General features: G+C 68.1%; 16 protein-coding genes and 1 pseudogene. 9 read left to right on the top strand and 8 right to left on the bottom strand.

Annotated elements, in window-relative coordinates:
- Window positions 1-20 precede the first annotated feature (20 nt).
- The 6 genes from J2851_RS20125 to J2851_RS20100 all read left to right on the top strand — a co-directional run bounded on the left by J2851_RS20125 (window position 21) and on the right by J2851_RS20100 (window position 8,473).
- On the top strand, window positions 21-659 hold the full coding sequence (locus J2851_RS20125; protein WP_209768408.1) for a class I SAM-dependent methyltransferase: 639 nt from the start codon (window positions 21-23) through the stop codon (window positions 657-659).
- Between the two features lie 115 nt (window positions 660-774).
- Window positions 775-2,052: a glycosyltransferase family 4 protein gene (locus J2851_RS20120; protein ID WP_209768406.1), complete on the top strand. Its 1,278-nt coding sequence runs from the start codon at window positions 775-777 to the stop codon at window positions 2,050-2,052.
- Entirely contained in the window at window positions 2,049-3,626 is a 1,578-nt protein-coding gene (locus tag J2851_RS20115) for a class I SAM-dependent methyltransferase (protein WP_209768404.1), read from the top strand. The genes J2851_RS20120 and J2851_RS20115 overlap by 4 nt, the downstream gene beginning before the upstream one ends.
- Window positions 3,627-4,031: 405 nt before the next feature.
- Window positions 4,032-5,795 carry a M10 family metallopeptidase gene (locus J2851_RS20110; protein ID WP_209768401.1) on the top strand — a complete coding sequence of 588 codons (1,764 nt, stop codon included), beginning with the start codon at window positions 4,032-4,034 and terminating at the stop codon, window positions 5,793-5,795.
- A 114-nt stretch (window positions 5,796-5,909) separates the two neighbouring features.
- Window positions 5,910-7,589: a glycosyltransferase family 4 protein gene (locus J2851_RS20105; RefSeq protein WP_209768398.1), complete on the top strand. Its 1,680-nt coding sequence runs from the start codon at window positions 5,910-5,912 to the stop codon at window positions 7,587-7,589.
- Window positions 7,586-8,473, top strand: a complete 888-nt coding sequence (locus tag J2851_RS20100; protein WP_209768397.1) for a GNAT family N-acetyltransferase — start codon at window positions 7,586-7,588, stop codon at window positions 8,471-8,473. Before J2851_RS20105 ends, J2851_RS20100 begins: the two co-directional genes overlap by 4 nt.
- 43 nt (window positions 8,474-8,516) lie before the next feature.
- On the opposite strand, the gene J2851_RS20095 is transcribed toward J2851_RS20100, so the two are convergent.
- The 7 genes from J2851_RS20095 to gmd all read right to left on the bottom strand — a co-directional run bounded on the left by J2851_RS20095 (window position 8,517) and on the right by gmd (window position 18,109).
- Window positions 8,517-10,214 carry a tetratricopeptide repeat protein gene (locus J2851_RS20095; RefSeq protein ID WP_209768395.1) on the bottom strand — a complete coding sequence of 566 codons (1,698 nt, stop codon included), beginning with the start codon at window positions 10,212-10,214 and terminating at the stop codon, window positions 8,517-8,519.
- Window positions 10,215-10,327: 113 nt separating this feature from the next.
- Window positions 10,328-11,686: an HlyD family type I secretion periplasmic adaptor subunit gene (locus J2851_RS20090; RefSeq protein WP_209768393.1), complete on the bottom strand. Its 1,359-nt coding sequence runs from the start codon at window positions 11,684-11,686 to the stop codon at window positions 10,328-10,330.
- Entirely contained in the window at window positions 11,649-13,886 is a 2,238-nt protein-coding gene (locus J2851_RS20085; protein WP_209768391.1) for a peptidase domain-containing ABC transporter, read from the bottom strand. Before J2851_RS20085 ends, J2851_RS20090 begins: the two co-directional genes overlap by 38 nt.
- A 293-nt stretch (window positions 13,887-14,179) precedes the next feature.
- Entirely contained in the window at window positions 14,180-15,172 is a 993-nt protein-coding gene (locus J2851_RS20080; protein ID WP_281416061.1) for a GDP-L-fucose synthase family protein, read from the bottom strand.
- A gap of 37 nt (window positions 15,173-15,209) precedes the next feature.
- On the bottom strand, window positions 15,210-15,977 hold the full coding sequence (locus J2851_RS20075) for an ABC transporter ATP-binding protein (protein WP_209768389.1): 768 nt from the start codon (window positions 15,975-15,977) through the stop codon (window positions 15,210-15,212).
- Window positions 15,977-16,822: an ABC transporter permease gene (locus J2851_RS20070; RefSeq protein ID WP_209768387.1), complete on the bottom strand. Its 846-nt coding sequence runs from the start codon at window positions 16,820-16,822 to the stop codon at window positions 15,977-15,979. The genes J2851_RS20075 and J2851_RS20070 overlap by 1 nt, the downstream gene beginning before the upstream one ends.
- 201 nt (window positions 16,823-17,023) lie before the next feature.
- A complete protein-coding gene (gene gmd / locus J2851_RS20065) occupies window positions 17,024-18,109 on the bottom strand; it encodes a GDP-mannose 4,6-dehydratase (protein WP_209768385.1) in 1,086 nt (361 codons plus the stop codon).
- Between the two features lie 287 nt (window positions 18,110-18,396).
- Between gmd and J2851_RS35865 the strand changes: the two are divergent.
- Window positions 18,397-18,561, top strand: a pseudogene (locus J2851_RS35865) (IS5/IS1182 family transposase); the annotation flags it as partial.
- A 372-nt stretch (window positions 18,562-18,933) separates the two neighbouring features.
- Window positions 18,934-20,343 carry a fascin domain-containing protein gene (locus tag J2851_RS20060; RefSeq protein ID WP_209768382.1) on the top strand — a complete coding sequence of 470 codons (1,410 nt, stop codon included), beginning with the start codon at window positions 18,934-18,936 and terminating at the stop codon, window positions 20,341-20,343.
- A gap of 35 nt (window positions 20,344-20,378) precedes the next feature.
- Here J2851_RS20060 and J2851_RS20055 read toward each other — a convergent pair whose 3' ends face one another.
- Window positions 20,379-21,209 (bottom strand): hypothetical protein, encoded by an 831-nt coding sequence (locus J2851_RS20055; protein WP_209768381.1) that lies wholly within the window; start codon window positions 21,207-21,209, stop codon window positions 20,379-20,381.
- 312 nt (window positions 21,210-21,521) lie between these two features.
- Between J2851_RS20055 and J2851_RS20050 the strand changes: the two genes are divergently transcribed.
- Entirely contained in the window at window positions 21,522-24,026 is a 2,505-nt protein-coding gene (locus J2851_RS20050) for a glycosyltransferase family 2 protein (RefSeq protein ID WP_209768379.1), read from the top strand.
- The last annotated feature ends 4 nt before the right edge of the window (window positions 24,027-24,030 follow it).

Below are 24,030 nucleotides of genomic sequence, written 5' to 3'. Positions count from 1 at the left end.
CCGGAGCGGATTGCAGGCTGATGCCCCAGTCGCTTCCGGAGGCGGCCCCGGCTCCGCGCAAGACCGTGCTCAACGTCGGGTGCGGTCCGCGGGCCCTCAGCGTCATCGGCGACGCCTTTCCGGCCGAGGAGTGGCGGGAACTGCGGCTCGACATCGACCCGGCGGTCGACCCCGACATCACCGCCTCGATCACCGGGATGCCGGAGGTGGAGGACGGGTCGGTGGACGCCGTGTGGTCGTCGCACAACCTGGAGCACCTCGAACCGCACGAGGTGCCGCAGGCCTTGCTGGAGTTCCGGCGGGTTCTCCGGCCGGGCGGGCAGTTGCTGCTGACCGTGCCCGACCTCCAGGCGGTGGCGCGGCTGGTGGCGGCGGACCAGCTCGACGAGCCGCTCTACGAGACCGGCACCGGGCCGGTCCGCCCCCTGGACGTCCTCTACGGCTATGGCCCGGCGCTTGCCGCCGGCAACCGCTTCATGGCCCACCGCACCGGCTTCACGCCGCGGACGCTGGGCAAGGCGTTGCAGGACGCGGGCTTCGAAAGCTTCGCGATGTGGCGCCGGGGCGAAGCCTACGAGCTGCGGGTCAGGGCGTACCGGACCCCGGCCCCGGATGGCTCGCCGCCGGACAGCATCGCCCAGGATTTCTCCCCGGCCTGACGGCTCACGGCCCAACGGCTCTTGGCCCAACGGCTTCTGGCCCGACAGGCCCGGCGCCCACGGAACAACGACGACACGGCCCGCGGCGGGCCCCCTGCGGAATCGGCGACGTGCAATGAATTACCTTTTCGTCCACCAGAACTTCCCCGGCCAGTACCAGCACGTCGTCCAGCATCTGGCGGCGCAGCCCGGCAACCGCGTGGTCTTCATTTCGCACGACAACCCCCTCCAGATTCCCGGGGTGGAGCGCGCGACCTACCAGCCCTTCCGCGCCGCGCGGCCCTCGACCCACCACTATCTCCAGGATCTGGAGCAGGCGGTCATCTACGGGCAGGGCGTCTACGAGGTCTGCCGGCGGCTGAAGGCCGAGGGCTTCCGCCCCGACATCATGATCGGCCACAACGGCTGGGGCGAGACGCTGTACATGAAGGACGTCTGGCCGGACGTGCCGCTGCTCGCCTACTTCGAGTTCTTCTACCACCTGACCGGGGCCGACATCGGCTTCGACCCGTCGCTGCCGGTCAACCTGAACGACGGGCCGCGGGTGCGGACCAAGAACGCGATCAACACGCTGGGCTTCGACGCCGCCGACTGGGGCCACACCCCGACCGGCTGGCAGTGGTCGCTCTACCCCGACTACATGCGCTCCCGCATCAGCGTCGTCCACGAAGGCGTGGACACCACCATCGTGCGGCCGGAGCCGGACGCCTGGCTGCGCCTGCCATCGGGCCTGACGCTGACGCGCAAGGACGAGGTGATCACCTACGTCGCCCGCAACCTGGAGCCCTACCGCGGCTTCCACGTCTTCATGCGCGCCCTGCCGGGCATCCTGAAGCGGCGCCCGAAGGCCCATGTGCTGGTTGTCGGCGGCGACGAGGTCAGCTACGGCCAGGCCGCCCCCGACGGCCGGAGCTTCCGCGACATCCTGCTGGACGAGGTCGGGGCCGGCATCGACCGGGAGCGGGTGCATTTCCTCGGCAAGGTGCCCTATCCCAGCTTCCTGACGATCCTGCGGGTCTCCTCCGCCCACGTCTACCTCACCTACCCCTTCGTCCTGTCCTGGTCCTTCCTGGAGGCGATGGCGGCCGGCTGCCTGATCATCGGCTCCTCGACCATCCCGGTGGAGGAGGTGCTGCGCGACCGGCAGAACGGGCTGCTGGTCGACTTCTTCGACGGCGCCGGGCTGGCCGACCGCATCGACGAGGTGTTCGAGCATCCCGACCGCATGCAGGCGCTGCGCGACCGGGCGCGGCAGACGGCGGTGGAGAACTACGACCTGCGCACCGTCACCCTGCCCCGCTTCCTCGCCCTGACCGACGACCTGATCGCCGGCCGGACGCCGGCCCAGGGAACGTTGGCGACGGGGACGCTTGCCGAGAGGACCCCGGCATGAGCGCGTGGAGCGACGGCTACAACGCCGACATCGCCTACACCCACGGCGCCTACCGGGAGCTGGCCCCCGGCTATCTCTCCTACGTCTGCCTGCTGAACGGCATCCGGCCGCCGCGCGCCGACCGGCCCTTCCGCTATTGCGAGCTGGGCTGCGGCCAGGGGATGACCCTGAACATCCTGGCCGCGACGCATCCGCAGGGGCGCTTCGTCGGCATCGACTTCAACCCGCTGCACATCGCGGGCGCCCGCCGGCTGGCCGAGGAGGCGGAGCTTCCCAACGTCGCCTTCCACGAGCGCAGCTTCCAGCAGGTCGCCGCCGACGGATTGCCCGCCGAGGACGCCGGGGACGGGTTCGATTTCATCGCCCTGCACGGCGTCTACAGCTGGATCAGCCCGGAGAACCGCCGGGCGGTCGTGGACATCCTGGAACGGATGCTGAAGCCGGGCGGGCTGGTCTATCTCAGCTACAACAGCCAGCCGGGCTGGGCGCCGCTGATGCCCTTGCAGAAGCTGATCCTGGCCCACGCGGCGGCCAACCCGGCGCGCAGCGACCGCCAGTTCGACGCGGCGCTGGGCTTCCTCAACCGGCTGAACGAGGCCGGGGCCGGCTATTTCGCGGTGAACGGCGCGGCCGGGCAGCATCTGGACATGATGGCGAAGCAGGATCGCCGCTATCTCAGCCACGAATACCTGAACAGCCATTGGGAGCCGCTGGGCCACGCCCAGGTGGCGACGGATCTGGCGCGCGCCAAGCTCGGCTACGCCGGCTCGGCGACCATCCCGCAGAACTTCGACGACCTCGCGGTGCGCGCGGAGCTGCGCCCCATCCTGGCGGAGATCGCCGACCCCACGCTGGCCGAGACGGTGCGCGACTTCGCGGTGAACCAGGTGTTCCGCCGCGACGTCTTCGTCCGCGGCCCGGAGCCGATGCCGCCGGCGGAGACGGAGGCGGCGCTGAAGCGGCTGCGCTTCACCCTGCTGGTCCCGCGCGAGGACGCCAGCCTGGCCGTCCCGGTCCCGCTGGGCGAGCTGCGCCACGACCCGTCGCTCGGCCTGCCGATCCTCGACGCGCTCGCCGCCGGCGCGCCGAGCCTGGGCGAGATCGCCGCGATGCCGGAGATGGCCCGGCACGACTTCGGCACGCTGTCGCGCTTCCTGGCGCTGCTGGTGTCCTCCAACCAGGCGCACCCGCTGGTGGAACCGTCGGAGGAGGGCCGCGCGGCGGCCGGCCGGCTGAACCGGGCGATCGCCCGGCGCATGGGGCTCGACGAAGCGCTGTTCTATCTCGCGGCACCGGTCGTCGGGCAGGGCGTGGCGGCGGACTCGCTGGACCGCCTCGTCCTGGCCGGCCTGCTGACCGGCGACCGGAACGGGCCACCGGACTCTCAGGTGCCGGATGTCCAGGCGCTGGGCGGTTTCGTGGCGGACACGCTCAAGAGCTTCGGCCGGTCCGTGCTGGCCGAGGACGGCAGCCCGATCACCGATCCCGCGGCCATGCGGGACCGGCTCGCCGTGGTGCTGCCGGACCTGCTGGACCGGAAGCTGCCCGCCTGGCGGCGCACCGGAATGCTTTGACCCCAAGGCCACGGGGACAATCGCCGAAGGGCAGGATGGCGGCGCCGCGAAAGTTCGGGCGGCCGCCAAGCGGATGATGGATGAGGAGACGTCCCGGGCCCGACCGGGGCGCCGCCTTCATGCCGGCCTCATCCGATCCGCTGTCCCGTTTGCGCCCCGATGCCCGGCCGGTTGTGCCCACCGACAACCCGGCGCACCCCCATGGCTTCCGGCATCCGGCTGAGTTACGCCCGCGCGTTGCCGCCCTTTCCAAAAGAACGACAAACAAACCCCATCAAACACCTCTCTTTGGCAACGACTGCTTCCGGGTAGCCGTTCTCTCGAATAGTTGTTCGGCTCGCAATCATTCTGAAATGAAGAGGCATCCGCTCCTCGCGGCCCATCTTCATTTCGGAATATCGAGTGATGAGCGCAATTGATTACACGTATCCCGTATCTGGGGTTACCGCGAGCGGCAACATCACCATCGATTCCTTGTTGTCGGGCTACAAATGGGGGACGGACGGCACCCCCGGCACAGGCGTTTCCCTGACCTATTCCTTCGGCGTGGCCGGGCTGTCCGCCTACCGCGACGGCTACGCCACGCCGGATCCCAGCAGCGTCTGGACCTTGTCCGGCACGGCCCAGGCGGCGATCCGCCAAGCGATCGGCACTTGGAGCGCGGTGGCGAACATCAGCTGCACCGAGGTCGCCGACACCGCCACCTCCTGCGGCGACCTGCGCATCGGCGGCAGCGCGTCGCCGGGGGTCGCCTACACGATCATGGCGGGGGCCGACCTGCCCGAAGGGGGGGACGTCTGGTTCGGCACCAGCTTCGCCGACCCGTCCCTGTCCTGGAGCGGCGGAACCTACGCCTACCTCACCGCCCTGCACGAGGTCGGGCACGCGCTCGGCCTGAAGCACACGCACGAGGAGGGCGGGGCCGCCTTTCCCGCCGCACCCACGGCCATCGACAGCCAGCTCTACAGCGTGATGAGCTACAAGTCCTTCGCCGGGGCCTCGCCGACGACGGGCTATTGGCAGGACCGCTTCGCCACCACGCCGATGATCGACGACATCCAGGCGATGCAGTACCTGTACGGCGCCAACATGGCCACCAACGCCGGCGACACCGTCTATTCCTGGGCGCCGGGCCAGGCGATCTTCGAAACCATCTGGGACGGCGGCGGCAACGACACCATCAGCTGGGCCAACCAGACGGCCGCCGCCAGGATCGACCTGCGCCCCGGCCATTACAGCGACTTAGGCCCCGCCTGGTCGTCGGGATTCCTGTTGGAGCCGCGGACCCTCGGCATCGCCTACGACTGCTGGATCGAGAACGCGGTCGGCGGGTCGGGCGACGACCTGCTGATCGGCAGCGAGCGCGACAACCTCCTGGCCGGCGGCGCCGGCAACGACACGCTGACCGGCGGCGGTGGCAACGACACGCTGGACGGCGGCGACGGGATCGACACGGCCCTGTTCGAAAAACCGCCCGGGGCCTACAGCATCATGCACAACGGCGCCGGCGAGGTGGTGGTGGCCAGCTCAAGCGGCACGGTCACCCTGCGCAGCATCGAGCGGCTGTCCTTCGGCGACATGACCCTGGCCCTCGACCCCAACGCCCAGGCCGGGACCGTGCCCACCACCTTCTACGCGGTGGCCGACGGCGCGACCGGCAAGGGCATCCTGCAGGAGGCCTCCTCCTATTCCGGCCCCCTGTCGTCGCTGCAATGGCAATGGATCGGCAGCGGCGCCGGCGAGGTGATCGCCGGCAGCGCCGGCAACGACTTCATCAACGGCCTGGGCGGCGACGACGCCATCGACGGCGGGGCCGGCGACGACGTGCTGGACGGCGGCACGGGCTCCAACTTCCTCACCGGCGGGGCGGGCAAGGACACCTTCTTCGTCGACGGCCGCACGGGACAGCCGGTCTGGTCCACCGTGACCGACCTGGAGGCGGGCGAGACGGTGACGGTCTGGGGCTGGCAGGACGACCGGTCGACCCTGTCCTGGGCGGAGATGAACGGGGCCGCCGGCTACCAGGGGGCCACCGCCCAGATCGACATCGACGGCGACGGGCGCATCGACGCCAGCCTGACGCTGGCCGGCAAGGCGGTCGGCGCGGTCGCGGCGCTGCCGGGCACCGTGCAGGGCAACGGCTACCTGGGGCTCTGGCTGCAGGGATAACCAACGGCGCGGCGTTCAGGCGCGTTGCCGAGGGCGGGCGGCCCCGCTACTCTCCGGCCGGCATTCCCGCCCCGTTGCCCCGCCCTATTACAACGCCCAGGACGTCCGCCGCCCGTGTCCAACGCCGCCATTTATTTCCACCCCGAAGGCTATGAGACCGCGCGGACCGACCTGAAGGGCCGCCATGTGGCGGGCGAATCCTTCCTCATCGGCTTCTTCCGGCATTCGAACCTGGACAGCTTCGCCTGCCACGTCGACCATCCGGACCTGGCGCCGCTGTTCGTGGACCTCGCCGCCCGACACGCGCCGGGGCGGCGCGTGGCGCTCTACCCGACGTCCGAACCGTCGAAGCTGGCCGCCGTCGGCTGCCTGTTCGTGCCGGGGCCGAGCATCGACCATTTCGCCTGGCGCCGGCGTTCCCGCGACCAGCGCGGCTACAGCCTGTGCGGCGTCACCCACACCACGTCGGAATCCCCGGACAACCTGGGCGCCCTGGCGACCGCGCCGCTCCAGCCCTGGGACGCGGTGATCTGCACCTCCCAGGCGGCGCGTTCCTCGGTTGAGGCCGTCCTGCGCCCCTACGCGGAGTATCTGCGCGACCGGCTGGGGGCGGCCGAGGTGCCGATGCCGAACCTGCCGGTGGTGCCGCTGGGCGTGGACACGGATGCCTTCCGCTTCGACCCGTCGGTGCGCGCGGCGGAGCGCGCGGCGCTCGGCATCGGCGAGGGCGAGGTGGCGGTGCTGTTCATGGGCCGCCTCAGCTTCCACGCCAAGGCGCACCCGCTTCCCATGTACCTGGCGCTGGAGCAGGCCGCCCGCCTGACCGGCAAGCGGATCCACCTGATCCAGGCCGGCTGGTTCGGCAACGACGCCATCGCCGCCGCCTTCACCGAAGGAGCCCGGCGCTACTGCCCCAGCGTCAACGCGATCTTCCTGGACGGCCGCAAGCCCGAGGTGCGGAGCCGCGTCTGGGCGGCGGCCGACCTGTTCACCTCGCTGGTGGACAACGTGCAGGAAACCTTCGGCATCACCCCGGTGGAGGCGATGGCCGCCGGCCTGCCCTGCGTCGTCACGGACTGGAACGGCTACCGCGAGACGGTGCGCCACGGCGTGGACGGCTTCCGCGTGCCGACCGTCCTGCCGCCGCCGGGCGCCGGCGCCGACCTCGCCGACCGCTACGCCGCCGGGCTGGACAGCTACGACCACTACATCGGCCGCACCTCGCAGATCACCGCGGTGGACGTGCAGGCGGCGGCCGAGGCCTACGCGCGGCTGGCCGCGGACGAGGGCCTGCGCCGCCGGATGGGCGAGGCGGGCCGCGCCCGCGCCGCCGCCCTGTTCGACTGGCGGGCGATCATCCCGCAGTATCTGGAGATCTGGCGCCAGCTGGCCGACATCCGCCGCCACGCGCCGGAGCGCGCGCCCTGCGCCCCGGGGAAGGACGGCAACCCGCTGCGCCCCGATCCGCTGCGGATGTTCCAGGCCTACCCGACGCGCGTGCTGGAGCCGGGGCTGCGGCTGGTGCGCGCCGACGGCGCCACGCGGACGGCCGTCGGCAACGCCCTGGCGGCGCTGCAGGCCGACCCGCTGAACTCCCCGGCGCGCGGCATCCTGTCCCCGGCGGCCGACCTCGTCCTGGCACTGGACGCCCTGGACCCGCCGGGCCGGACGGTGGACGACCTCGCCGCCCTGGTGCCGCCGGAGCGCCAGCTCCTGCTGCTGCGCAGCCTTGTCCACCTGATGAAGTTCGGCCTGCTGCGCACGGTCGAGCCGCTCGTCGCGCGGGAGGCATGACGCCGGCCGTCCCGGAAGGCTTCCTCGACGCGGTCGGCCCCGTGGTGGCCGGCTGGGCCTGGCTGCCGTCCGATCCGGGCCGGCGGCTGCGCGTGGAGATCCTGTTCGGCGGTTCCTCGATGCGGGAGGCCATGCGGGTCGAGACGCGGATCGAGGCGCCGGCCGACCGGCACCGCCCCGACCTGGAAGCCGCCGGCAAGGGGGATGGGCGCTGCGGCTTCGTCGTGCCGGTGCCCGACGCCCTGGCCGGGCGGGAGCATGCCGTGGACGTGCGCCTGCCGGACTTTCCCGAGGCCCGGCTGCGCGGCGCCCCGCGGCTGGCCATCGCCGCGCTCGGCCTCGTCACCCTGCGGGCGCTCCGCCCGACGGACGCGGATCTGGCGCGGCTGCGCGCGTTCCTGGCCGACATGGCGCGCCTGAACGGCGGCATCCCCGCCACCGCCGTCCCCGAGGCGGCGGACGTCCGCGCCTGGGTGGCCGGGGGGCTGCCCGGGGAGCTGGCCGGGGACGACCGTTGCTGGCTGGTCGCGGAACGGGGGGACCGCATCGTCGGGCATTGCCGGATCGGCCCGGACTGGCCGGCGCCGCCCGGTTCGGGAGCCCTTGCCCTCGGCATCGAGCTGCATCCGGACGTCCGCGGCTTCGGGCTGGGCCGGTCGCTCATGCTGGCCGCGCACCGCTGGGCCGCCGGCCGCTGCGCACGGCTGGAGCTGGCGGTCCTGCCGCACAACGCCGGCGCCCTCGCGCTCTACCGCGCGTTGGGCTACGCCGACCTGGGGCCGGTCGCGCTGCCCGAGACGGGGGAGATCCACCGCCGCATGGCCCTCGGCCTGCCCGCAAGGGGCCGGCCCGAGGGGACCGGCGTCGTCACCCTGGTGGTTTGACCTGAGGTGGTTTGACTTGGCGGCCCGATCGGCGGTGGCCGGATCAGCCCTCGCCGGCCGCGCGGAGCTGGTTGGGGGCTTCATCGTCCCGCGGCTCCGCGGGGATGCGCTGCAGCAGCATCTTGGCCCGCTCCTCGCCGAGGGCGGCCGCGCGCTCCAGCCAGTTGCGGGCGCGGGCGAAGTCCTTCTGGTCGCTCCAATGGCCGTGCAGCTCGCCGAGCGCCGTCATGGCCGACGGCTCCTTCTGCTCCGCCGCGGCGGTCAGCCAGCGGAGCGCCTCCCCGGTGTTGCGCTCCACCCCCAGCCCCTGCATGCAGAAGCGCCCCAGGTTGATCATGGCGCCGACATGGCCCTGCTCGGCGGCCTTCTGCGACCAGAAGGCGGCGCGGGCGTAGTCCTGCGGCACGCCATCGCCGGCGGCGAGCATGGTGCCGAGCCGGAACTGGGCGAGCACGCTGCCCTGTTCGGCCGCCCGCTCGTACCAACTCAGGGCGCTCGCCGGGTCGCGCGGCACGCCGAGGCCGAGGCTGTGCAGCGTGCCGATGTTGTAGACCGCGTCGCTGTTGCCCTGCTCGGCGGCGCGGCGGAACCAGTCGAGCGCCCGGTCGTAGTCGCGGGCCACCCCGCGCCCCTCGGCGTACAGCGCGCCGATGCGCAGCTGGGCCTGCGGGTCGCCCTGGCCGGCGGCGCGCTCCAGCCAGCGGACCGCCTCCATCTCGTCGCGCGGCACGCCGGATCCGGCGAAATACATCTGCGCGATGATCTTCTGGGCCTCGCGGTGGCCCATCTCGGCCGCCGACCGGTACCAGACCGCGGCGTCGAACAGGTTGGGCTGCATCCCCGCGCCCCGGCTGTTCAGGTGGCCGAGCTGCATCATCGCCTCGGTGTCGCCCTGGACCGCCGCCTTGCGCAGCCAGGTTTCGGCGGTGTGCGGGTCGGCCGCCACGCCGACCCCGCGCGCGTACATCAGGCCGAGCGCCCGCTGGGCGGCGGCGGCGCCGGCCTCGGCGGCGCGGCGGAAGCAGGCGACGGCCTCGGCGGGATCCGGCTCCACCCCCATGCCGGAGGCGTACTGGGTGCCGAGGTAATACCAGGCCATCACGTTCTTCTGGTCGGCGGCCTTGCGGAACCACTGGTGCGCGGCCGCGGGGTCGGACCCGCCGCCGTAGCCGCCGGCGAGCAGCGTCCCGAGCCCGAGCTGGGCCGCCGCGTTGCCCTGTTCGGCGGCGACGCGGTACCAGCGCTCCGCCTCGGCGTAATCGGGGGCGATCCCGAAGCCGGACGCGTGCATGTAGCCGAGCATGGCCTGCGCGCCGACCACGCCCTGTTCGGCGGCGGCGCGCGCCCAGCGCAGCGCTTCCGTGTAGTCCTGCTCGATCTTCAGGCCGTTGGGGAAGAGGACCGACAGGGCCTCGTCGGTCGGGGCGATGCCCTTCGGCGCGTCGCAGCCGTAATAGTAGATCTCGGCCAGCCGCGCCTGCGCGTCGCCATGGCCGTTGTCGGCCGCTTGGCGGTACCAGCCGACCGCGTCGACCGCGTTGCGCACCACGCCCTTGCCCAGGTCGTAGAGGCGGCCGATCTGGTACTGCGCGCCGGCGTGCCCGGCCCGGGCGGCCGGAAGCCAGGCCTGCAGGGCCGCCTTGTAGTCCTCCCGCTCGTGCGCCTTCAGGCCCCTGGCGTATTCGTCGTCCGGCGAAGCGGCGCCGAACAGCCGCCCGGCTGCCTTGATGAGCTTGCGCATCGGCCTCAACACCCTTTCCTTAACCGTACCGATCCCTGGCCGCCGGGGCTGCCGACGGCCGCGCCGGACCGCCCTGCGGCGATCCGGTGCCGGCGGTTCGCCAGCCCTCGCCCTTACGGCTCGCGCATGCCTTCGGAACCGTTCTTCAGGGCTCCTTCGACAAGATAGGCCATGATGGTCCGTGCGCCGACCACGATGTCGGCCGTCAGCGGCATGCCGGGGACCAGCCGGAAATCGGCCGGCACGTCACGCAGCGTCACGTCGGTCAGTTCGATGCGGGCGCGGAAGAAAGGGCGCGCCATCTGGGTCTGGTCCTCACGCTTGGTGAAGGAGTCCTCGCTGATCGTCTTGACCACGCCCTTGGCCATCCCGTGCTCGACGTAGCGGTAGGCGTCGAGCTTGACCTGCACCGGGTCGCCCGGCTTGACGAAGCCCTGGTCGATGCCGGCGATCTCCGCTTCCACTTCCAGCTTCGCGTTCAGCGGCACCAGAGTGTAGACCGGCTGGGCCTGCTCGACCACCGACCCGACGGAGTACTTCCCGACCTCCAGCACCACGGCGTCGTCCACCGCGCGCAGTTCGACCAGGTCCCGGCGCTTCTGCGCCTTCGCCAGCTCCTCGCGGACGCGCTCCAGGTCGACCTGGCGGGTCGACAGGTCGGTCAGCAGGGTGCTGCGCCACTGCTGGATGTAGACCTCGCGCTCGGCGCGCAGGGCTTCCATGTCGTGGGTGGCGGTGCGGATGGTGTTCTCGCTGTTGCCGAGGTTGCGCTCCGTCTCCACCCGGGTGTCGCTGGCGATCAGCGAGTTGAGGCGGCTGCCGGTCTGGTTCTTCTCCAGCGTCCGCCGCATCGTCTCGATCTCGCCGACGATCTTCAGGCGGGAGCGGTAATGCTCGGCGTCCGTCTGGTTGTTCTTGACCGTCGTCTGCAGGGTGGCCAGGCGCTGGTCGAAGTTGACCAGCTTGGCCGCGTACTCCGCCTGGCGGAAGCGCCAGATGGATTCCTGCAGGACCATGTCCGGATCGTCCCCGCCCGCCGCGAAGGGCGTGTTCTTGGCTTCCGCCTTCAGCCGGGCGATCTCGGCCGACAGCTTGGCCATCTGCCGCTCCAGCTGGGCGACGTCGGCCGACGAGAAGGTCGGGTCGAGCGTCGCCAGCACCTGTCCGCGCTTCACGGTCTGGCCGACGCGCACGTTGAGGCTGCGGATGATCGAGGTTTCCAGCGGCTGGACGACGATGGTCGGCGCCTGGGACACGACGCGCCCCTGGGCGCTGACCACGCGGTCGAGCTTCATCACCGAGGCCATCGTGATGAACACGACCAGCATGCCGGTGAGTGCCCACACCATGGCCCGCGCGGCGATCGGATCCGCACGGCCGGTGATTTCCGCGGTCTCGCCCTGGAAATCGTTGATCGCCTGCTCGGCGAAGCGATCAGCTGTTTGCGGCCGACGTAAGAGGAGCGCGGTCATGAGTGCTTCCCGGGGAAAGGTGGCGGTTCTGCTGGAACCAGAGGTGCCGGTAGACGTCGCAACGCTGGAGGAGTTCGTCGTGCTTGCCCATGTCGTAGAGCTTGCCGCGCTCCATCACGATGATCTGGTCGCAGTTCACCAGCGAGGCGAGGCGGTGGGAGATGACGATCATCGTCCGGCCCTGGGCGATGCGCGTCAGGTTGTTGTTGATGATCGCTTCGCTGTCCGGGTCGAGCGCGCTGGTGGCCTCGTCCAGGATGAGGACGGCGGGGTCGACGAGCAGGGCGCGGGCGATGGCGATGCGCTGCCGCTGGCCGCCCGACAGGTTGCTCGACCCCTCCTCGATGACCGTCTCGTAGCCGCGCGGCAGGCGTTCGATGAACTCCTCCGCGCCGGCGAGGCGGGCCGCCCGCATCACCTCCTCCAGGGAGGCGCTGCGCTTGGCCGCCATGATGTTCTCGCGGATCGTGCCGTTGAACAGGAAGTTGTCCTGCAGCACCACGCCCAGGTTCGAGCGCAGGTGGTTGAGGTCGATCTCGCGCAGGTCGACGCCGTCGATCTTGATCAGGCCGTCGTAGTTCTGGTGCAGGCCCTGCAGCAGGCGCGTGACCGTCGTCTTGCCCGAGCCGGACCGCCCCATGATGCCGATGACCTGGCCGGCCTTGATGCCGAAGGTCGTGTTGTCGAGCGCCGGGTTCTGCGCGCCCGGATAGCGGAAGCGCACCTCGGAGAAGCTGATGTCGCCCTTGATCACCGGGCGCACGCCCTGGCGCCCCAGACCCTGCTCGGACTCCTGGTTGACGACCTTGCCGACCTGGGCGACGGCGCCGCGGACTTCCTGGAACTGCTGCAGCAGGGCGGCGATCTGCACGAAGGGCTGGGTGGCGCGGCTGGCGATCATGCTGAAGGCGACCAGCGTGCCGCCGTTGACGATCGCCCCCTCGCCGATGGCGAGGTAGGCGCCGACCGCCAGGGTGCCGGCGTAGATGCCCTTTTCCAGCGGCTGCAGGATGGTCTGCGGCTGGTTGGACAGGAACTGCATCGCGGTGTTGGCGCGCACCGCCTCGGCCACGCGGACGTCCCAGTCGAGCCGCTTGCGGCCTTCCAGGGCCAGCGACTTGACCGTGCGCATGCCGTGCAGCACCTCGATCATGAAGGCGCCCTTGCGCGTCTCCGCCTCGACCACCTTGCCGTAGGCCCGGGCCAGCGGCCCGATGTAGATCGCCACGACCAGGAACATGATCGAGGCCACGCCCAGCACCATGAAGGCCAGCGGCGCGCTCAGCACGAACATCGCCGGGATCAGCACGACCAGCGTCAGGCTGTCGAGCAGCGTCCCGAACAGCTGCCCGGTCAGGAAGCCGCGGATGCGCCAGACCTCGTTCAGCCGGTAGGAGATGACGCCGGTCGGCGTGCGCTCGAAGAAGTCGATCGGCAGCCCGATCATCTTGTCGAAGATGTAGGTGCTGATGCGGGCGTCCACCTTGGCCGTGCCGAGCGCCACCAGATGGCGCCGCAGGAAGCCGAACAGGGTGTCGAAGACCAGCATGAAGCCGATGCCGGCGACCAGCACGTAGAGGGTGGACAGGCGCTGGTGGACCAGCACGCGGTCCAGGATGACCATGAAGACCAGCGGCGGGATCAGCGCGAACAGGCTGAGGACGAGGGCGGAGATGCCGACGTCGCGGAAGATCTTCTTCTCGCGCAGGATCTGGCCGATCAGCCAGGCGAAGCCGAACGGCCGCTCCTCGTCGGTGACGCGGTAGCGGCGCTTCACGAAGATCGCGTCGCCGTCCCAGACGGAGGCGAGGCGGATTTCGTCCACGGCGATGCAGGCCTGGTCCGGGCTCAGCGGATCCTGAAGCATCGCGGCCGGGGTGTCGCCGTCCTTCCGGAAGGAGACCAGCACCATCGTGCTGCCGTCGCGCAGGCGGAGCAGGAGCGGCAGGGCCTTGCCAAGGCGGGACAGATGCTTCCAGGACAGCTTGGACGACCGGACGGTCAGGCCGCTGTCCTCGGCGATCTTCATCAGCAGCCGGGTGTTCGGTTCCCCGGCCTCGACGGCGTAATCGCGCCGCATCTGCTCAACGGAGAGGTGCAGGCCATGATGACGCGCCACAATGGCAAGCGCGTGGAGGCTGGTGGTGCGTGCGCCCTCCGGAGAGACGCCTTGCGGATCGTTGGAGGTGGTGCTCTGCATATGGCCTCTGTGCCTCGGTCGCTCTGCCGGTGGCGGCACTGTACTGTACCACCCTTATGAGATACAAGCGCACACTCGAATGGCTCAATTTGGGCGAGTCTGCGCAAGGCAAGGTATAGGGGCTTTGGTTAATAGTTATCCCCACAGATGTCCGACAGCATAAGCCGTCCCCTGCACTGTACCGCGTCTTAAATATATCCCGGCCGGACCGCGCCGCACCGACTGTTGGAATGCTTGACAATCCGCCGCGTCATCATGGCGGCTGGGCGGCGCTCGTCTTCAGGGCGGTCCTCTCAGCGGGCTTCGCCCATACCCCGCCCGAGACCCCTCAGGACTCCCGATCCCAGATTGTCCACGTACCAGCGGTAGGTGCGCTCGTACCCCTCGCGCAGGGGCGTCGGGGCGGTCCAGCCCATGCCATGGAGCCGGCTGCAATCCATGATCTTGCGGGGCGGGCCGTTCGGCTTGGAGGTGTCGAAGCGGAAGTCGCCCCGGTAGCCGATCACCTCGCGCAGCAGTTCGGCCAGGCCGCGGATGGAGATCTCATGGCCGGAGCCGAGGTTGATGTGCGGCTCGTCCGAATAATGTTTCGCCAGGAAGACCAGCCCGTCCGCCAGATCCTCGACGAACAGGAACTCGCGCAGCGGGCTGCCGTCGCCCCACAGGACGACGCTGTCGGCGCCCTCCTCCTTGGCGCGGTGGATCCGGACCATCAGGGCCGCCGCGACGTGCCCCTGCTCGACGTCGAAGTTGTCGCCGAAGCCGTACAGGTTGGTCGGCATCGCCGAGATGAAGTCGCAGCCGTACTGCCGGCGGTAGGCCTGGCACATCCGGATGCCGGCGATCTTGGCGATCGCGTACCATTGGTTGGTGGGCTCCAGCGGGCCGGTGAGCAGCGCGTCCTCGGGGATCGGCTGCGGCGCCATCCGCGGGTAGATGCAGGAGGAGCCCAGGAAGACGAGCTTGCGCACCCCGACCGTCTTGGCGGCGTGGATGACGTTGGTCTCGATCGCCAGGTTCTCGTAGATGAACTCGGCCGGGCGGATGTTGTTGGCGTGGATTCCGCCGACCAGGGCGGCGGCGAGGAAGACGACGTCGGGCCGCGCCTCGGCCATCCAGTCCTCCACCTCGGCCTGGCGGCGCAGGTCGACGCGGTCGCGGCCCACGGTGAGGATCTCGCACGGCTCCCGTTCCAGCCGGCGCACGATCGCCGCCCCCGCCATGCCGCGGTGCCCCGCGACCCAGACGCGCTTGCCCTCCAGGGAAAACTCCGTGCCCGCCGTCATCCGTTCCTCCGCTCTGGAACCGCCCGCGACCGCCTCCTCAGCGGAGCGGAGCGTCGTTCCCGGTCCGTGCGTTGTACTCGTCCAGCACATCGTCGACCGGCCCGAAACGCAGCACCGTGCCCCGTTCGAGCCAGAGGATCTTGTTGCACAGCCGCCGCAGCACGTCCTCGACGTGGGAGGCGATGACCATGATGCTGGAGCGGTTCACGAAGCTCTCGGCCCGGCGCTGGGCCTTTTCGAGGAACTTCTTGTCGCTGACGGCGAGCCATTCGTCCATCAGCAGGATCTCCGGATCGACCGAGGTCGCCGCGGCGAAGGCGAGGCGCAGCGTCATGCCCGCCGAATAGGTGCGGACCGGCAGGTTCAGATAGTCGCCAAGCTCCGTGAAGGCGGCGATGTCGTCCATCTTCCGCTCCACCTCGTCGGCGTCGATGCCGAAATAGGCGGCGCGCATCCGGATGTTGTCGTAGCCCGACGCGTCCATGTCGAGGCCGAGGCCGAGGTCGAACAGCGGCGTGACGCGCCCTTCGACGCGGATCCGCCCGGCCGTCGGCTCGTACACGCCGGCGAGCACGCGCAGAAGGGTCGTCTTGCCGGCGCCGTTGCCCCCGACCAGCCCGACCCGGTCGCCGTGCTCCAGGCCGAGCGAGAAGTTGCTCAGCGCCTTGACGGTGACGCGGTGATGGGCGTCGTGCTTCAGCACGCCGCTGGTGGAGGAGCGCAGCAGCGTCTTCTTCAGGGAGCGCGCGCTTCCCTGGTACAGGACGAAATCGACCGAGACGTCGTTCAGGTGGATCGAAGCCATTACAGCCAGTAGGCGATGCGTTTGCGGAAGCGGGCGAAGACGGCGAAGGTGAACGCCCAGCCGGCCGCGGCGAACAGCAGGCCGACCGCCCAGTTCTCCCAGCCGGGCGTCTGGCCGAGCAGCGGCGCCCGGATCACTTCGATCAGGTGGTAGAAGGGGTTGAGCACCATCAGGTAGCGGCGGTCGCCCAGCAGCTCCGGCTTCCACATGACCGGCGTCACGAAGAACAGCAGCTGGATCACGCTGGCGACGATGGGCGGCACGTCGCGGAAGCGCGTGCAGATCATGCCGCACAACAGCATGATCCAGCCGGCGTTCACCAGCAGGAGGCCGAGCCCGGCGAGGGCCAGCAGCACGCCCGTCACCCCCGGCCACACCCCGAAGATGACCGCCACCACCGCGAAGATGACGATGTTGTGCGCGTAGATGATGAGGTTCCGCCACAGCACGCGCAGGATGTGCAGCGACATCGGGATGCGCACGTTCTTGATCAGCGGTTCCAGGTCGATGAAGCTCGTGCAGCCCTCGTTCAGGAAGGACGCGACGAAGTTCCAGGTCGCCAGGCCGATGGCCAGGAAGGGCAGATAGTTCTCCAGGTCGAGCCGGAACAGCGTCCCGTAGATCAGCCCCAGGCTGGCCACCATCACCGCCATGCTGAGCGTCAGCCAGAACGGCCCCAGGACCGAGCGGCGGTAGCGCTTGCGGATGTCGTGCCAGCCGAGCTTGCTCCACAGCCGCCACCGCCGGCCGCCGTCCAGCAGGTCGTCCCAGGCCCGTTCCGACTGGCTGCGGTCGCCGGAGTCGTAGATGTCCCCGCTCCGCCGGTGGAACAGGGCGCCGGTCATGCTCTCACTCGTCATTGCGGGCACCCTGGTTGCGAACGGCGACGGCAAGCCTGCGCCGCCATGGCGAGGAGGCTCTGGACAACACCACGCGAACTCCGAAACGAAACGAACCGAACGGCGGCCTGTATACTCCGTCCATCGGTGGCTTCACAGCCTTAACACGCGGATGGCCGGCTTCCGTGGAACGGGACGGCCTCCGGATCAGGCGCGGCGTCCCGCCTCTTCCCCGAAGCGGGCACGGTCGTTTCGGCCAAGGCGGGCAAGGTCGCTGTCCATCATCTCGCGGACGAGATCGGGGAAGCTGGTGGTGTGCGTCCAGCCCAGCCGCGCCCGCGCCTTGGACGGATCGCCCAGCAGCAGATCCACCTCGGTCGGGCGGAAGTAGCGCGGATCGACCTCGATCAGCACGTCGCCGCTGTCGGCGTCGATGCCCTTCTCGTCCACGCCCGTTCCGCGCCATTCGATCCGGCGCCCCACATGGCCGAAGGCCAGCTCCACGAACTCGCGGATGGAGTGGGTCTCGCCGGTGGCGAGGACATAGTCGTCCGGCTGGTCCTGCTGGACGATGCGCCACATGCCCTCGACATAGTCGCGGGCGTGGCCCCAGTCGCGCTTGGCGTCCAGGTTGCCGAGGTACAGCGTCTTCTGCAGGCCGAACTGGATGGCGGCGACCGCGCGGGTGACCTTGCGGGTGACGAAGGTCTCGCCGCGGGTCGGCCCCTCATGGTTGAAGAGAATGCCGTTGGAGGCGTGGATGCCGTAGGCCTCGCGGTAGTTCACCGTGATCCAGTAGGCGTAGAGCTTGGCGGCCGCGTAGGGGCTGCGCGGGTAGAAGGGCGTGGTCTCCGTCTGCGGCGTCTCCCGCACCAGCCCGTACAGCTCCGAGGTGGAGGCCTGGTAGAAGCGCGTCCGGCGCTCCATGCCGAGGATGCGGACGGCCTCCAGCAGGCGCAGCGTGCCGAGCCCGTCGGCGTTCGCCGTGTATTCCGGCGTCTCGAAGCTCACCTGCACGTGGCTCTGGGCGGCGAGGTTGTAGATCTCGTCCGGCTGGACCTCCTGGACGATGCGGATCAGGTTGGTCGCGTCGGTCAGGTCGCCGTAATGCATGCGGAAACGGACGTCGTCCTCGTGCATGTCACGGTACAGATGCTCCACCCGCTCCGTGTTGAAGGAGGACGAGCGCCGCTTGACCCCGTGGACGGTGTAGCCCTTCGCCAGCAGCAGTTCCGCCAGATAGGCGCCGTCCTGCCCCGTGACGCCGGTGATCAGTGCAACCTTGCTCAACATGCGCTCCTGCTTGCGAGACCGTGATCCTGCCGTTGTTCCAAGCCACGCGGTTCCAGCCCGAGGGGCCGTGACGGCATCACGGCCTTCCCAGCATCACCGCCTGAACAAAGGATCCGCATCCGCTACCCCCTTGCAAAGGCGGTGCATGAGTGCGCGGTTCCACCACGCGCGTCAACCTCTTTGCCTGCGCGGCACCATGATTCAACCACTCATAAACTTCGCGTATACGCAAATGGAAATTGGGCAGACCTTCATTAACAGGACGCGGGGAAAGGGCTGTGCTTGGGCGGTCGATCCGGGCCATCGCAGACGAAGCGCGGGAGGTAATGTCGCCGACCTTTGAGGGCCTGTATTCCCGGATCGGGCGGCCCTTGATCCCGCTGGAGAAGCAGCTATGGACGCTGCCACTCCAAGCCTACTCGCTGCGCTTGGAGCGGCAGTCGATCAAGAAGGATACTGGGCTGTTTGCGTCGTGCGCTATGCGGCCCCTCCGGCCTCTCGGTTATGGGCCGCACACGGAATTCCTGACGACCCCAACGGCCACCGCTTATCCCGGCAATCCCGCCTGAACAAGGGAGGTTTGCATCCGCCAATCCTTCGCAAAGGCAATGTATGATACGGACGGCGCCTGAAGGCGTCGTCCGTATCACCCTCTCGATCAATGCTATCGCATTGATCTGCCGGGCTTTTACCGGCGGCGCTCACTGGAAGTGTTCATGCGCCGCCGGTATGAGTGCGCAGTACCGCCAAACAACCCTCAACTTTTTGTTAACCACGAATGTCTATGATCCGCAAAAATGCGGCTAATTTTAAAGGCTTCAGCGATGAATAATAACAAATACCACGTATTGCTTACCTTTTTCGGAACATTTGTTTGCTATGATGAAAAACATCAGAAGTTCATTCATAGGAAATTGATCAACACTCACGACCGCAACGATATTTCACAATTTTATGTTGGAGCGAGCACTCTTTCATCTGTGGAAGGAGCCCCAATCGCCTTTGACATTGTTAACCCCGAAGGCGGAAGGGCTGTCCATCTGCGCCTCAACGGCCTCTTCCTGTGTGCAGACCCCGATGGAAACGTCCACGCATCCCGCACAGAGGCAAACCCTTGGGAAACTTTCCTGATTTTGTCCTGGGATGAACTGGATAATATCTGCTTCATTACCGCAAACGACTGGATTTCTCGATCCGACGGTCGGATAATCGAGAAAAGCGAAATCAAATTTTCTTCCGAATTCTGCTTATCATTCGGACCTTATAAAATATTAATGAAAGATAATTTGCCGATTCCTTTCCGAAAAACCTCGGAATCCTTCCAAGGGCTGGGCACTCCGCCTTCCTATGACCCAGCTGTGTTCAATGGCTTTTCGTTTTGGCTGAACAACTGGCAAGCGGAGGAGTTCTCCCTTTATCGGCCGCTCATCTATTACTGTGCTTTCGGAGAAAAATCGTTTAATCTTCTGAAGAGCAGCCTGAAATCTCTTCATTTTTTGGCCGACTACCGCGGCGACGTGTTGGTGATCGGCGACAAGGACAAGGATTTCGTCGACCGTCACGCCCCCGAAGAAATGCGCCCTCGCATTCACGTGTGGAATCTGCCGGCCTGCGACTTCATCGATTTCTGCGCGGCCCGGTACATGATTCCCTTGTGGCGCAAGGTCGCGGGGTTCCAGCCTTTCCTATACGTCGACACAGACGTGCTGTTCGATTTAGGCGTGCAGGATCTGATGCAGACGCTCGCCTTGAGCGCCAAGATGACGGCACAGCGAGAAGATTTTTCATTTTTGGCAACAGCGCCATCCGTGGGAGCCACGCTCTTGCAGGAGGCCGGTTGCAAGCCGCCCGATGACGAGCGCGGGTTCAATTCCGGAATCATCGGCATTCCGTCGATCAGCGACCATGCACGGACGCTTCTGAAAATCCGGGACACGATCTACCGGTACGCCCAGGCGAAGTCCAACCGGCGGGCACTCTCGCACTTCGACCAAGCCATTGCGAACTACGTGGCGTTCAAGACGTCGAGTTTCGATCTCGACCTCCTGTCCGACAAGGTCCGATGGGTGGACGCCGACGTCCTTTGCGGCGGAAAGCAGCGGCTTGGCTTCGTGCACTTCTGGGGGGCATCGGACAAAGCGAAGGAAATGAGCCGTTACGTCGATCATCTGTCGAACGACAGCCCGGAACCGACTCCCAGTGTGGATGCCATCGACGCCAGTCGCGCCTCTTGACGTGAGGGGCGACTGGCGGAGCCCCCGCTCATCGGTCAGCTTGGCGCCTTGTTCGGATTCCGACTGGACCAAAAGTCATTCGCGTCCTTGATTTTATCGTCCAAGTCCGCAACGACATGGCCCGTCGTGTCCCTGACACAGGTGTCGTACTTCCACTTGTTGTAATCGGGATCCGTGTCGGGCGGATGAATCACGTGGATTGAGTCACACATGCTGTACGAAAAGCCTTGGGCATCCAAGTCCATCAGGTAATAGGCATCCTCACCAGCATAGACTCCCATAGTGCGATACCCGCCGACGGCGTCCCACGCCCGCCGCGCCGTCAGCCAGCAACTGCCCGCGATCCCGCTTGGCTCATTCGGATAGGTCACGGACTCTTGATGCGAGGCGGTGTCGAAATTGTATCGGTTCGCCAGAATCTTCTCCAAGGCATGGCAACTTCCCTCAGCCTGATTGGGAGCAATCAAGCCAAACGGCTTTCCCTGCCATTCTGATAGCGTCTCTCCAGAGACAATCAGACGCTCAACAAAATTCGGAATGTTCAAGTCATAAACAATGTCCGAATCAGACAATAACAAATACTCTATACTCTCGTCATCCTTTATATATTTATTGTAAAGATCATTTACAATATGTGCCTTACCAAAATTCTTTTCATATTTTACACAGACGCTCTCCGGAAAAAGCTTCTTTATTTCTTCTTCAATCTCAAAAACATATTGATCAACACCCCATCCACCAAAAATCAACCGATCGGGAATTTTGTAAACATTCCCATACTCTTTCAGAGAACGGATTGATCTGATGTTTTTCTGGAAAAGCCTTTCATCCGGAACAAAAATTGGCTGGATATAGGCGACACTCATTACAACTTCTCCGTTTTCTCTTTCAAGGCACCCGCGCCGTGAATCCTCGGACTTTGGAAGGCCTCCAGGGGATTAACTATCTTATAGCCAGTCTCCGATTGGAGGTAGTTCCCATCGACGCCATCATACGAAAAAAGAGAGATATCGAGTATGAGGACAGCAGCCAATACACCCGTCTTCCGTTTACGGTGACAAATGGAGCCCCCCTTGACGGAGCCGCGCCGCGGCTGAGACAAGGGACGCCCCGAACCGATTGCAGCCGAACGGCCGGCGGTGGTCGCGCGCAGCCACACGCCTTTGCAGGACCCCGTCATGACCAACGCCTTCCCGACGTCATCACCCCCCACCGACACCACCACCGGCGACCTGGGGCGGCGGTCGGCGGCGGAGCCGTTCTACGGGCGGCTGGAGGGGCGTGACGGGACGCGCCTGTTCGGCTGGGCGCTGTCGGTGGCGGCCCCGGACACCCCCGTCCCGCTCGTCCTGTCCGCCGGCCCGGCCTCCGTCACGATCGTGCCGGACCGCGACAGCGGTGTCTTGTCGCACCTGCTCGGCCGGCCGGTCCGCTGCGGCTTCGACATCGACCTGGCGCTTTTCTTCCCCGGCATCGACCCGTCGCGGACGGCCATTGCCGTGCGGGTCGCCGCGACCGGGCACCTGCTGGAGAACGGATCGTCCATCCCCGAGGCCCCCCGCACGGTGGTCGCCAACGTGGACGGCGTGGAGGGGCCGCGCGTCGTCGGCTGGGCGGTCAACACGCAGGACGAGCAGGAGGCGGTGGACATCGACGTCCTGGTCGACGACGCCGTCGTGGCCGGCGTCTCGGCGAACCGGCAGCGCCGCGACCTCCTGGCGCGCTTCTCCACCTGCGACCACGGGTTCGAGGTCCTGCTCTCCGTCCGGTCGGGACGGGTCCTGCATCTGCGTGACCGGCGCAGCGGCGAGATCGTTTTCGGCCCCCTCGCCATCACGCTGGACCAGCAGGACGGCGGGCGGAACGACCCGCTGGCCGGCCGGCTGGAGGAGCTTGCCGGCATCCTGGAGGACATCCGCGCTGAGATGCCGCGCCGCCGCGCCGCCGCCGCCCGCTCCGTCGCCGACTACGCCGCCTATTTCGACGAGCATTACGCCGACACCGCCACCCGCCGCCTGCGGCTGTCGGCGCGCGCGGCGGGGCTGGACCGGCGCCCGCTCTTCTCGGTGGTCATGCCCGTCTGCGACCCGCCGCTGTGGATGCTGGCGGAGGCGATCGAGTCCGTGCGCGCCCAGGCCTACGGCCACTGGGAGCTGTGCATCGCCGACGACGCCTCGCGGGACGACGCGGTGCGCCTGCTGATCCGGCAGGAAGCCGCCCGCGATCCCCGCATCCGCGCGGTGTTCAGCGGAACCCGCGGCGGGGTGAGCGCGAACACCAACCGCGCCCTGTCGCTGGCGTCGGGCGACCATGTGGCCTTCCTCGACCACGACGACCGGCTGGCCCCCGACGCCCTGCTGGTCATGGCCGAGGAGCTGGCGCGGGCGCCCGTCCCGGTGCTCTACAGCGACGAGGACCGCATCGCCCCGGACGGACGGCACGTGGCGCCCGCCTTCAAGCCGGGCTTCGATCCCGAGCTTCTGTCGTCCCTGAACTACGTCTGCCACCTGCTGGTGGCCGAACGGCGGCTGCTGCTGGAGATCGGGGGCTTGCGCGAGGGGTACGAGGGCGTCCAGGACCACGACCTCGTGCTGCGACTGCTGGAACGGGTCGGCGCCGCCGGCATCCGGCACGTTCCCCGCATCCTCTATCACTGGCGCATCAACCCGGCCTCGCTCTCGGGCAATGGCGACCCGGCCGCCCTGCTGGCCGGGCTTGAGCGCGTGGTGGCGGAACACCATGGCCGGATCGGCAGCCGCGCCGCCGTGACCGCCGACCGCGAGACGCACGCCCGCTCCGGCGGGCTGTTCAGCGCCCGCATCCGCTACCCCCTGCCCGCCCCGGCGCCGAAGGTGTCCATCGTCGTCCCGACCAAGGACGCCGTCGACCTGGTCCGCGACTGCGTGTCGAGCCTGCTGGCGAAGACCGACTATCCGGACTACGAGATCGTCCTGGTCGATCACGACAGTGCCGACCCGCGCTCGCGTCCCTTTTTCGACAGCCTTGCGCGCGACCCGCGGGTGCGCGTCGTCGATTTCCACGGGCCGTTCAACTGGGCCGCGATCAACAACGCCGCGGTGGGCGCCTGCCGCGGCGACGCGCTGTGCTTCCTCAACAACGACGTCGTCGCGATCGCGCCGGGCTGGCTGGCCGAAATGGTTTCCCTGCTGGCGCGGCCCGGCGTCGGGGCGGTCGGGGCGAAGCTGCTCTACCCCAACGGCACGGTCCAGCACGCGGGCATCGTCCTGGGCGCGGAGGGCATCGCCGGGCATGCCTTCGTCGGGCTGGGCGCCGACGAGCCCGGCCACCTCGGCCAGGCGGTGCTGCCGCGGACGGTCTCGGCCGTCACCGGCGCCTGCCTGCTGACCTCGCGGGCCGCCTTCGACGCGGTCGGCGGCTTCGACATGGTGAACCTGCCCGTGGCCTACGCCGACGTGGACTATTGCCTGAAGCTCCAGCACGCGGGCCTGCGCGTTCTGTGGACGCCGCACGCGCGGCTGTACCACCTGGAAACCCAGACCCGGGGGACCGACGACACGCCGGAGAAGATGGAGCGCCTGGCCGGGGAGGCCCACCGGCTGCGCGCCCGCTGGGGCGACCAGCTGCGCGACGACTCCTTCTACAACCCCCATTTCGAGCCCTGCGGCCCCACCTACCGGTTGCTCCGCCCGCCGTCGGAATGACGGC

Source organism: Azospirillum rugosum (genome assembly GCF_017876155.1).
Classification (GTDB): Bacteria; Pseudomonadota; Alphaproteobacteria; order Azospirillales; family Azospirillaceae; genus Azospirillum; species Azospirillum rugosum.
This window is presented reverse-complemented; position numbering and strand designations above follow the sequence as displayed.